An 11,830-nucleotide genomic window follows, 5' to 3' on the forward strand; every position below is an offset into this window, starting at 1 on the left:
CATGCAACCCTACCTGATCCCCCAACCGGGCATTCGCGTCACGCTCAGCGAGCTGATCGAAATGCGCCATCGCGTGCGGGAAGTGCAGCTGTTTTCAACGCCGAGCCAGCGCAGCCCACTGATCGGTCTGCACCACTCCAAGCTGCGTGGCCGAGGCGTGGATTTCGATCAGGTCCGGGTCTATCAGGCAGGCGACGATGTGCGCAACATCGACTGGCGAGTGACTGCACGCACGCAGGAGCCGCACACCAAGCTGTTCCATGAAGAGCGCGAGCGGCCCATTTTCATTCTGGTGGAACAGAGCCGTCGCCTGTTCTTCGGTTCAGGGCAAATGTTCAAATCGGTGCTGGCCGCGCAGGCGGCGGCGCTGATCGGCTGGGCCGCACTGGAACACAATGACCGGGTGGGCGGGCTGGTGTTCGGCGACAACGAGCATTACGAGATCAAACCCCGGCGCAGCAAACAGAGCCTTCTACAACTGCTCAACCGGCTGGTCCGGGTCAATCAGTCGCTGCACACCGAAATCCCCGCCGACCGTGATGCCTTCGGCACCGCCCTGCGTCGTGCCCGTGAAGTGCTGCGTCCCGGCAGCCTGGCCATCGTGCTCTGTGACGAGCGCGCGTTATCCGATGCGGCGGAGCAGCAACTGACGCTGCTGGCGCGCCACTGCGACCTGTTGCTGCTGCCACTGTCCGACCCGCTGGATCGCGCGCTGCCTGCGGCGGGGCTGCTGCGATTTGCCGAGCGCGGCGCGCAACTGGAGCTCGACACCCTTGATCCCGAATTGCGTCGGGCCTATCGCGTTCAGGGCGAAGAGCGCTCGGCGCGCTGGGAACTGCTTGCCCAGAAACTGCGCGTGCTATTGATGCCATTGAGCACCCAGTTCGAACTGGTCGAGCAACTGCGTGAATACCTCAACGCCCAGCGTCCGGTGAAGCGCAAATGAATCCATTGGATCAGTTGCAGCCCCTCATCGCCCCTGAAGCCGTCGGCTTCTGGCCACCTGCGCCGGGCTGGTGGCTGCTGTTGCTGCTGATTCCAGCGCTGGGCTGGGGTGCATGGCGGCTGCGCACGCTGTTGCCGGTCAAGGCCAGCAAGAGCCGCAGCGAGCAGCCGCTTGACCCCGTGCGGGTCGCGGCGCTGGCGGAACTGGCCAGCCTGCCCAAACCGTATGACGGCGCGTCCGCCGGTGCCTGGCTGCAACAGATCAACGGCCTGCTCAAGCGCCTGTGCCGCAACCACTATCCACACAGCCAGAGCCACACGCTCAACGGTCGAAAATGGCTGGCATTCCTTGATAACCGCTGCCCGGCCGCAGGTCTGACGCGCTGGATGATTCTCGTTGAAGGTGCCTACAAACCCGAATGCAAACTCGATGACAAGGCCATCAGCGGCCTGACCCAGGCAGTCGACATCTGGATTCGCAAACATGTTTGAGTTCGTCTGGCCCTGGGCATTCGCCCTGCTGCCGCTGCCCTGGCTGATGCGCTTCGCGTTGCCGATGGCCGACAGTGGCGAGGCCGCGCTCAAGGTCAGCTTCCTCAACGAACTGGAAGGTTTGAGCGGTCGCCGCGCCAAGGCCAACCTGCCCGCATGGCGACAACGCTCGCCGTTCCTGCTGATCTGGCTGTTCCTGTTGATCGCCGCCGCCCGCCCGCAATGGCTGGGCGAGCCGCTTCCCGTGGCCGCCAGCGGCCGCGATCTGCTGGTGGCCGTGGACGTGTCCGGTTCCATGGATTACCCGGACATGCAATGGCAGAGCGACGAAGTCAGCCGACTGGTACTGGTTCAACACTTGCTGGGCGATTTTCTCGAGGGACGTCAGGGAGACCGGGTCGGCCTGATCCTGTTCGGCAGCCAGGCTTTCGTTCAGGCCCCCCTGACGTTCGACCGCCGCACCGTGCGTATCTGGCTGGACGAAGCGAGGATCGGCATCGCAGGCAAGAACACTGCAATCGGCGACGCCATCGGTCTTGCACTCAAACGCCTGCGCTTGCGTCCGGCCAACAGCCGCGTTCTGGTGCTGGTGACCGATGGTGCCAACAACGGCGGGCAGATCGACCCGATCACGGCGGCACGACTGGCGGCAGACGAAGGCGTTCGGATCTACACCATCGGTATCGGCTCCGACCCTGACAAAAGCGGCATCCAGGGACTGCTGGGGCTGAACCCGAGCCTGGACCTGGATGAGCCGACGCTCAAGGACATCGCCAGCTTAAGCGGCGGTCAATATTTCCGCGCCCGCGATGGCGAGCAACTGGAAAAGATCCGCGCCACCCTCGATGCCCTCGAACCGGTCGCCCAGCAACCCACTCAGGCGCGCCCCGCGCAAGTGCTGTATCAGTGGCCCTTGTCGTTGGCGCTGCTGCTGAGCGTATTGCTGGTGGTGCGCAGTCTGTGGCCCAACAACGCCGTGCAACGGGCGCTCGTTCGCCTGCGCGCTTTCGGCTGGCGTGAGCGCATCGAACGTCTGTGGAGGCCGCGATGATCGCCTCCCTGTGGCCGCACTGGTTCCGTCCCTGGTGGCTGCTGATCGTGCCCTTGCTGGCGCTATTGATCTGGCAACTCTGGCATCGGCAGAAACGCGCCGGCCGCTGGCAGATCATTCTGCCAGCCGCCTTTCATGCGGTGTTGCTCAACGGCAGTCGCGGCAGCAACAGCAAATTGCCTTGGGTGGTGCTGGCGCTGGCCTGGCTGCTGGCGCTGGCCGCGCTGCTTGGTCCCAGCTGGCAACGGGTTGAGCAGATCAGCCAGAAACCGGTCGACCCGCTGGTGGTGGTGCTGGAGCTTACCCCGCAGATGCTCGCCACCGACGTTGCCCCGACACGTCTGGAACAGGCGCGACGCAAACTGCTCGATTTGTTGCAACTGCGCAGCGACTCGCAGACTGCCATCGTGGTCTACGCCGGCAGCGCCCACACGCTGGTGCCGCTGTCCGACGATCTGGTCACCAGCCATAACCTGCTGGAGGCAATCAGGCCATCGATCATGCCGGTGCCGGGCCAACGTGCCGATCTTGCGGTCGTCAAGGCGCTGGATCTGCTCAAACAGGGTGCGCTGGGCCAGGGCAGGATTCTGTTGATCGGCTCGTCCTTGAGCGAGCAGGAGCGCGACGGCATTCGTCAGGCCCTGCGCGGTCAGTCGCCGCCCTTGCTGATGCTGGGCATCGGCACCGCCGAAGGCGCTCCGGTGACCCAGGAAAACGGCAGTCTGCTCAAGGATGATCAGGGCGCGATCATGGTGCCGCGTCTGGACAGCACCAGCCTCAATGACTTTGCAGAGCAGGTCGGCGGCAGCTACCGTCAGGCGCGGGCCGATGAAGAGGACCTGCGCAGCCTCGGCCTGCTCGCCAGCCCGCAACGCCTGCGCAGCGACGGGCAGATCGTGCAGCTCGACACCTGGGCCGATCAGGGTCACTGGTTTCTGCTGCCGCTGCTGTTGATCGCCGCCTGTGCAGGTCGTCGCGGCTGGCTGTTCTGCCTGCCGTTGCTGTTCATGTTTCCGCAGACCAGCCAGGCGTTCGAGTTTCAGGACTTGTGGCTGCGCCCGGATCAGCAGGGTCAACGCCTGCTGGAACAACGCCGCCCGGCAGAAGCCGCACAGCGCTTTGAAGACCCGCAGTGGAAAGGTATCGCCTTCTACGAGGCCGGGGATTACGCCACCGCCGCGCAACGCTTCGCTGAAGGCAACACGGCCGTCGATCATTACAACCGTGGCAATGCCCTGGCCCGCAGTGGCGAACTGGAAGCGGCGCTGGACGCCTATGAACAGGCGCTGGAGCGCCAACCGGATTTCCCGGCAGCAGTGAGCAATCGTGCACTGGTTCAGAATCTTCTGGATCAGGCCAATACGGCTCAACCCGAGCAGGACAAACCGGAAAAACCCGAGCAGGATGAAGCAGGTCAGACTGGCACGCAGGATCAGACCAGCAGCCACTCGCCCGCTGAACAGGACACTGCACGGCCGAGTGAGGAAAACAGCAGCGAAAGCCTGCCCCCGGATACGTCCGGCATGCAGGCTTCCGCCCCGTTGACAGACGATGAACAGACCACTCGCCCGCCTCTGCAGCCTGCCGATCGCCCCGTCACCGGCGAACGACGTCAGGAACTGGAACAGTGGCTGAGACAGATTCCGGACGACCCGGGCGAGCTGCTGCGGCGCAAATTCCGCTACGAACAGCAACATCAGGAAAAGACCCGATGAGTCGCGCGTACCCTTTATTGACCGGCCTGCTGCTGAGCCTGTCTGTCCTGTCGTCACACGCGGCCGAATTGACGGCGAGCGTCGACCGCACGCGTCTGAATGCCGGGGAAACCTTTGAGCTGACGCTGGAAACCGATGACGTCACGCAGTTCGGCAAGCCCGACCTGGCCGCGCTGGACAGCGATTTCGAGGTGCGCGACACGCGTCAGGTCAACCGACTGACCACCCTGGGCACCAACAATCAGGCGACCACGCGCTGGATCGTCACCCTGCTGCCGCGGCAGACCGGCAGCGTGACGATTCCTTCCCTGCAACTGGGTGAACTCAAAAGCCAGCCGCTGACCCTGCAAGTGATTCAGACCGAACCCAGAGAGCAGGAACAGGATCGGCAACTGGCACCAGTGTTCATCGAGGCAACGCTGGATCAGGACAGCGTCTACGTCCAGGCCCAGGTCGTGCTGACACTGCGCATCTACCATTCGGTTCAGCTGTTCGACGACAGCAGCCTCAGTCCGCTTCAAGTGCCGGATGCCCGTATCGAGAAGCTGGGCGATTCGCGCACCTATGAAAAACTGATCAACAGTGTGCGTCATGGCGTCATCGAGATGCGTTATGCGCTCTATCCCCAGCACAGCGGGGTGTTGATCATTCCGTCCCAGGTGTTCAGCGCGACGCAGGTACAGCCTCAAGCCAGCACTGCACAGAACCAGGACGCCAATCCGTTCGGCCCGCAGCCGGGCAAGGTGATGCGCGTCAGCTCCGCCGAGATCCCGCTGAGCGTCAGGGCGGTACCTGCGGACTATCCGGCGCATATACCGTGGCTCCCGGCCCGCACGGTCAGCCTCGAAGAAAGCTGGAGCCCGGAACCGGGCAGGACTCAGGTCGGCGACTCACTGACTCGCACCATCATTCTCAAGGCCGAAGGTCTGGCCGGTGCGCAATTGCCGCCCTTGCCTGCCACAGAGGTGCCCGGCCTGCGTCGTTACCCGGACCAGCCACAACTGCGCAATCTGCCCAGCGAGCGCGGCCTGATCGGCACCCGTGAAGAACGCGAAGCGCTGGTGCCGGCACGTGCCGGTGCGATTGATCTGCCGGCCGTGGAAGTGACCTGGTGGAACACCCGTGAAGATCATCTGGAGCACACCAGCCTACCCGCCCGCACCTTGCAGATCAGCGGCAACCCCGGCCTTGGCGTTGACACACCGGTCAGCAATGACACAGGCGGCCTGACCGTCATTGGCCCGCCCGTCTGGCCGTGGCAGATGAGCACCCTGTTCTTCGCCTTCACGACATTGCTGGCCTGCCTGCTCTGGTGGCGCGCGCGCGGCCAGCCGGCAATCGCCAAAACCGTGCAGGCAGGCCCCAGCCCGCGTACTGTGCTCGACGACCTCAAGCGCGCCTGTCTGGCCAACGATCCGCAGGCCACGCGCCAAGCCCTGGATGCCTGGGCGCGCCAGCAACCGGAAACCCTGGCCGACATGGCCGCCCGTTTCGTGCCGTTGTCCGATGCGCTGGATGGCCTGAACGGCGCGCTCTACAGTGAGACCGGAAAACTCTGGCTGGGCGAGGACCTGTGGCGCGCGATTCGCTCCCTGCCCGCCGCCGAATACATTCAGGACCCGGCAGGCGATGCCGGGTTGCCGCCGCTGTATCCGAAGTGAGGATGCAGCCGGGCACACCTCTTCACGACAAGGTAATTCAATGCGTCTGTTCCACACTTCCGACTGGCATCTGGGTCAGAACCTTCACGGTCAGGAGCGCGATTTCGAACACGCCTGCTTTCTGACCTGGCTGCTGGCCCGTCTGGCCGAGCGCCAGCCTGATGTGCTGTTGATCGCGGGCGACATTTTCGACACCGTCAACCCGCCGGTCAAAGCCCAGGAGCGGCTGTACGACTTCATCGTCAACGCCCACGAACAGAATCCGCTTCTGACCATCGTCATGATCGCCGGTAACCACGACTCAGGCTCGCGCATCGAATTGCCCGCGCCGCTGATGCGTCGTCTGCGCACCCACGCGCTCGGCCGGGTGTTGTGGCTGGATGAAGGCGTGCTGGATGCCGAGCGGCTGCTGCTGCCTCTGCCCGACGCCGAAGGCCAGGTCCGCGCATGGTGCCTGGCGCTGCCGTTCCTGCGCCCCGCCGAAGTCACAGGTCCGACGCTGGGCGACGATTACCTGAAAGGCATTGCCCGGGTTCACGAGCGCCTGATCGAAGCCGCCAACCTCAAGCGACAGCCGGGTCAGGCGCTGATTGCCGTGAGCCATGCGCACATGGCTGGTGGTTCGGTGTCCGAGGACTCCGAACGCAGCCTGATCATCGGCAATGCCGAAGCCCTGCCCGCCAGCCTGTTCGGACCCAGCATTACCTACGTCGCCCTCGGCCATCTGCACAAGCCGCAACGGGTCAACGGTGAAGAACGCATCCGCTACAGCGGCTCGCCGATTCCGTTGTCATTCTCGGAGATCGGCTATCAGCACCAGATCCTGGAAATCAACTGCGACGGTGAAACCCTGACCAGCGTCGATACCTGCCTGATTCCACGTGCCGTCAACCTGCAACGCTTGGGCCCTGCGCCGCTCGCTGAATTGCTGGTACAGCTCAAGGAACTGCCCAACGTCGACCTGCTGGCCGACCCGGACCGACAGCCATGGCTGGAAGTGCGCGTGCGCCTCGACGAGCCGCAGCCGGACCTGCGCAACCAGATCGAAACCGCCCTGCAAGGCAAGGCCGTGCGGCTGGTGCGCATCGGTGCCGAATACGCAGGCAAGGGCAGCGCCGACGGCAGTGATGAGGATGCCGCACTGATCGAACTGGATCAGCTCAGCCCTCAGGAACTGTTCAGCCGCGCCTGGCAGGACAATTTCGGCAGCGAGGTGGATGAACAGACCCTGACCGACTTCGCCACACTGTTGCGTGAAGTGCAGCAGGAGAGCGAACAGCCATGAAAATCCTCGCCATTCGCCTGAAAAACCTGGCCTCTCTGGCCGGCCCGTTCGAACTGGACTTCACCGCAGAACCCCTGGCCAGCGCCGGTCTGTTCGCCATCACCGGCCCGACCGGTGCGGGCAAGAGCACGCTGCTTGATGCGTTGTGTCTGGCGCTGTTCGGCGCCATTCCGCGGTTGAGCAACATCGGTCAGTCGAAAGTTCCGGACATCGACGGCGACATCACCACCAGTGATCCACGCACCCTGCTGCGTCGTGGCACCGGCAGCGGCTATGCCGAAGTGGATTTCATCGGTATCGACCAGCGCCGCTATCGGGCGCGCTGGGAAACCAACCGCGCGCGGGACAACGCTGCGAAGAAACTTCAGGCCAGCCGCCAGACGCTGACGGACCTGGACAGCGAGCAAATCCTCAGCAATCAGAGCAAACGCGAATTCGAACAACTGATCGAGAGCCGTCTGGGCCTCAATTTCGAACAGTTCACCCGCGCCGTGATGCTCGCCCAGAGCGAGTTCAGCGCCTTCCTCAAGGCCGACGACAAGGAACGCAGCGAACTGCTGGAGAAGCTGACCAATACAGCGATCTACAGCCAGCTCGGACGCCGCGCCTACAGCAAGAGCAAGGAAGCCGAAGAAGCGCTCAAGACCCTGACCGCTCAGGCCAGTCATCTCAGCCCGCTGGATCCCGAGCAGCTTGCCGAACTCGAGCAGCGCATGAGCGAGGCCGGACAGCAGCTCAAGCTTCATCAGGCTCAGCAACGCCAACTGGAACTGCGGCAGCAATGGCTGACCGAGCTGCATCGGCTGCGCGACGAACAACTTGCCGCTCGGGAAAGCCTGACCGCCGCGCAGCAGGTGTGGGACGATCAGAGCAGTCAGCGTCAGACACTGGGGCAACTTGAACGTCTCGGTCCGCAACGGCATCGTTTCGCACGCCGGATCACTCTGAACGCGCAGCTCGCGCCACTGGCCGAACAGATTCGCCAGCACCGCGAACAACAGATCACGCTGCAGACCGGCCAGCAGCAGTTGCACGATCAACGCAGCCAGGCGCAGGTTCGGTTGCAGGACGCCCAGCAGGCGCACAACGTCGCCAAACCGCTGTTGCAGCAGGCCTTCGACGCGCAAAGTACCTTGAACCGGTTGGCGCAGGAATTGGGCAAGGCGTCGGAACAGCATCAGCAGGCCGAGCACCTCTGCAACCAGGGCCAGACCGCTCTGCAAATGCTGCTCGACCAGCAACAGCAGGTTGCCCGGCGCCTTGAGCGCATTGCCGAGCAATTGGCGAACAGCAGCGATCTGGCGCCACTGGCCCAAGGCTGGAACGCGTGGCGCGACCGCCTGAAAACCCTGACGCTCACCGCCAATCGCCTCAAGCACGGCAACCACGAGTTGCCTGCGCTGCAACAGCGCGCCAGCGAGGCCGAGCAACAACTGACAGCGCAACGCAGCACGCTGGAATTGCTGTACCGCGAGGCCGACTGCGAAGTCGCTGCCGTCACCGAACAACTGCAGATTCTCGGCAGCCTGTTGCAGGACAACCGCAAGCAACAGCGCGCTTTCGAAGAGTTGACGCGTCTGTGGGCCAGCCAGCAGGACATTGAACATCAATTGCAGGAGCTGACTCGTCAGCAACAGGATGCCCAGCAGGAACGCGAGGTATTGGTTACCCAAGGCATCAAGGTCAAGGACGAACTGGCCGTCGCAGAACAGACCCTGACCGTGACACGCCAATTGCTGGAGCGTCAGCGTCTGGCCCGCAGCGCCAGTGTCGAAGAACTGCGCGCCCAGTTGCAGGATGATCAGCCCTGCCCGGTCTGCGGCAGTGCCGAGCATCCCTGGCATAAACCGGAAGCCTTGCTGCAAAGCCTGACCCGACACGACGAAGATGAGCAGGCCGGCGCACAAAAGGCCGTCGACATCCTGACCGAACAGCGCAACCGGTTGCGCGAGCAGGTCGGCGGTATCATCGCCCGGCAAAAGGAACTGCTACGCCAGCATGATCATCTGACGCAACGTCATCAGGCTTTGGCCCCGGACCTGGAAGCCCATCCGCTCGGCGTCCAGTTGCTGGACCGCGACCCCGTCAAACGTGATGCCTGGCTGAGCCAGCAACTCAGCCACTTGAACGAAATCATCCAGCGCGACGAGCAGCGTCAGCAAGCCCTGCTCACCTTGCAGAAAGATGCCGCACGCCTGCAACAGTCGGTACAGACGGCGCAAGAAGCCAGTCAGGCCGCGGCTCATCACGTGACTGAACAGCTCCAGCAACTGAGCGCCGATCAGCAGCGTCTGGACGAAGAACTGGCCGCACTCGCGCCGCTGGTGTCTTCGCAGACTCTGGATGGGCTGCGTAGCGATGCCTCGAGCACCGTGATGCAACTTGAGCAGCAAGTGGTGCAGCGCCTCGATCAACTGGAGCAGCAAGGCGAAGAACAGCAGGAACAGCGTGAACGTCAGCAACGCATCGACAGCGAACAGGTCGAGCAGAAGAACCGCCTGCAGCGCGTTACAGAACAGCTGCAAGCCGTGACCGCTCTCGGCGAACAGCAGCAGGCCAGTCAGCAACGGTTACAGGATCTGCTGGGCAACCACACCAGCGCCGAACAGTGGCAACAGACGCTGGAACACGCCGTCGAGCAGGCCCGTCAGGCCGAAAGCTCGGCCGCCCAATCCCTGCAGGATATCCAGAGCCAACTGATCCAGCTGGCGGCCGAACTCAAGTCAGGCGAGCAACAGCATCAGGCCTTGCATCAGGAACTGACGGAGTTGGACGCCACCCTCACCGACTGGCGCAGTCAGCACGCAGAACTGGACGATGCAGCGCTGGACACCCTCCTGACCTACGATGACGAGCAGGTCGAACAGTTGCGTCAGCAGAAACACACGGCCGAGAAAGCTCTGGAGCAGGCGCGAATTCTGCTCAATGAGCGCGAGCAGCGTGTGCAGCAGCATCAGGCGCAACATGCGGACCTGACCGACAGCGACGCGTTGAATGTCGCGCTGTTGCAGGCTCAGGAACAGACGGCACTGAGCGAGCAGCACTGTGCCGAACTGCGCGCGCAATTGAGCGAAGACCAGCGCCGCCGCAACGCCAACAGTGAATTGCAGACGCGCATCGACGAAGCCACCGGCGAATACCAACGCTGGGCTCGACTGGCCGTGCTGATCGGCTCGGCCGAAGGCGACAAATTCCGCAAGATCGCCCAGGCCTATAACCTCGATCTGCTGGTGCACCACGCCAACGCGCAACTGAAACAACTCGTGCGCCGCTACCGCCTCAAACGTGGCGGCAGCATGCTTGGCCTGTTGGTGCTGGACACCGAGATGGGTGACGAGACGCGCTCGGTGCATTCGCTGTCCGGCGGGGAAACCTTTCTGGTGTCGCTGGCTTTGGCGCTGGGCCTGGCCTCCATGGCTTCCAGTACCTTGCGTATCGAATCGCTGTTCATCGACGAAGGCTTCGGCAGCCTTGACCCCGAGTCGCTGCAACTGGCCATGGATGCACTGGACGGCTTGCAGGCGCAGGGCCGCAAAGTCGGCGTCATTTCCCACGTTCAGGAAATGCACGAGCGCATCCCCGTGCAGATCAAGGTCCGACGTCAGGGCAACGGGTTGAGCACCATCGAAGTTGGCAGCTCATGACACCGGTGCTCTACTCCTTCCGCCGTTGCCCGTACGCTATGCGCGCTCGCATGGCGCTGCACTACGCTGGCTGTCAGGTGGACATTCACGAAGTCAGCCTCAAGGCCAAGCCGCCGGAAATGCTCGAACGCTCGCCCAAGGGCACGGTTCCGGTGCTGATTCTGGAAGACCGTGTTCTGGAACAGAGTCTGGACATCATGCACTGGGCACTGGCGCAGAATGACCCCGATGACTGGCTGCTGGCGGAGGATCCTTCGGGGCGCCAACAGATCGCCGACCTGATCGAAGAAAACGACCAGGTCTTCAAGCTGAATCTGGACCGATACAAGTACGCGGTGCGCTACCCGGAGCATCCTCCCGAGCATTACAGAGCGCTGGGCGAAATCTTTCTGCGCCAGCTGGAAGATCGACTGCAATCGGATGCTTATCTGCTGGGTGAACGACAGACACTCGCTGACATCGCCCTCGCGCCTTTCATTCGCCAGTTCTGTCATGTCGATCCGGGCTGGTGTGCGCAAAGTCCCTACCCTGCCTTGCGTAACTGGCTGCAGCGCTTTCTTGATTCCGGTCTGTTTGAAGCGATCATGCGTAAATAAACCGTCTGCCCACGACGGTCTTTTTCCGGCACAAAAAAATCCCCGTTACGGATGAGGTAACGGGGTCAAGGGGATTCAACGCTTTCGCGAGCAGGCTCACGTAACAGTCCATGCAGGGTCTGCCACGCAATGGGCAGTGGTCGCGTGGACCTGTGTGGGCGAACATGCTCGCGAAAGCATTGCCGTTCACGAATCCATTCCCCGGTATCGAAACCTTCGTTAACGGGGAATGGATTCACGCACGTTTCATTGCGCGGACTTGTGATCCAGCGCAGCGTAGAAGTTGGCGCTTTGTTGCAGATACTTCGGTGTGTAGGTCTGAGTGGCATGAGCCTTTTTGTCGCTGACCTCAACACTGGCGCTGGCAGGAAGTGCCACGGATGCGGAAATAGCCGATGCAGCAATGATGGAGAAAAGATTGAAGTTCATGTTGGTCACCTC

At 62.8% G+C, this 11,830-nt stretch carries 9 protein-coding genes; 8 read left to right on the plus strand and 1 reads right to left on the minus strand.

All coding sequences use genetic code 11. The features are described 5' to 3' along the window. Position 1: 1 nt before the first annotated feature. Genes KDX39_RS04280 through KDX39_RS04315 form a run of 8 tightly spaced genes read left to right on the plus strand, consistent with a single transcriptional unit; the run spans position 2 to position 11,389 of the window. Positions 2 to 946 carry a DUF58 domain-containing protein gene (locus tag KDX39_RS04280; protein WP_184319320.1) on the plus strand — a complete coding sequence of 315 codons (945 nt, stop codon included), beginning with the start codon at positions 2 to 4 and terminating at the stop codon, positions 944 to 946. Continuing rightward, entirely contained in the window at positions 943 to 1,437 is a 495-nt protein-coding gene (locus KDX39_RS04285) for a DUF4381 domain-containing protein (RefSeq protein ID WP_184319317.1), read from the plus strand. Before KDX39_RS04280 ends, KDX39_RS04285 begins: the two co-directional genes overlap by 4 nt. Beyond that, positions 1,430 to 2,488, plus strand: a complete 1,059-nt coding sequence (locus KDX39_RS04290) for a vWA domain-containing protein (protein ID WP_231659504.1) — start codon at positions 1,430 to 1,432, stop codon at positions 2,486 to 2,488. Before KDX39_RS04285 ends, KDX39_RS04290 begins: the two co-directional genes overlap by 8 nt. After that, positions 2,485 to 4,203, plus strand: coding sequence for a VWA domain-containing protein (locus KDX39_RS04295; RefSeq protein WP_231659505.1), 1,719 nt, complete (start codon positions 2,485 to 2,487; stop codon positions 4,201 to 4,203). The genes KDX39_RS04290 and KDX39_RS04295 overlap by 4 nt, the downstream gene beginning before the upstream one ends. Beyond that, on the plus strand, positions 4,200 to 5,864 hold the full coding sequence (locus tag KDX39_RS04300; RefSeq protein ID WP_231659506.1) for a BatD family protein: 1,665 nt from the start codon (positions 4,200 to 4,202) through the stop codon (positions 5,862 to 5,864). The genes KDX39_RS04295 and KDX39_RS04300 overlap by 4 nt, the downstream gene beginning before the upstream one ends. Before the next feature lie 40 nt (positions 5,865 to 5,904). Then, entirely contained in the window at positions 5,905 to 7,149 is a 1,245-nt protein-coding gene (locus KDX39_RS04305; RefSeq protein WP_184319311.1) for an exonuclease SbcCD subunit D C-terminal domain-containing protein, read from the plus strand. Next, positions 7,146 to 10,793 (plus strand): AAA family ATPase, encoded by a 3,648-nt coding sequence (locus tag KDX39_RS04310; protein WP_231659507.1) that lies wholly within the window; start codon positions 7,146 to 7,148, stop codon positions 10,791 to 10,793. Before KDX39_RS04305 ends, KDX39_RS04310 begins: the two co-directional genes overlap by 4 nt. Continuing rightward, positions 10,790 to 11,389, plus strand: coding sequence for a glutathione S-transferase (locus KDX39_RS04315; protein ID WP_231659508.1), 600 nt, complete (start codon positions 10,790 to 10,792; stop codon positions 11,387 to 11,389). The genes KDX39_RS04310 and KDX39_RS04315 overlap by 4 nt, the downstream gene beginning before the upstream one ends. 246 nt (positions 11,390 to 11,635) lie before the next feature. On the opposite strand, the gene KDX39_RS04320 is transcribed toward KDX39_RS04315, so the two are convergent. Continuing rightward, positions 11,636 to 11,818, minus strand: coding sequence for a hypothetical protein (locus tag KDX39_RS04320; RefSeq protein ID WP_099228107.1), 183 nt, complete (start codon positions 11,816 to 11,818; stop codon positions 11,636 to 11,638). Positions 11,819 to 11,830: the final 12 nt, after the last annotated feature.

The organism is Pseudomonas sp. CDFA 610 (assembly GCF_021147865.1).
GTDB classification, from domain to species: domain Bacteria; phylum Pseudomonadota; class Gammaproteobacteria; order Pseudomonadales; family Pseudomonadaceae; genus Aquipseudomonas; species Aquipseudomonas alliivorans.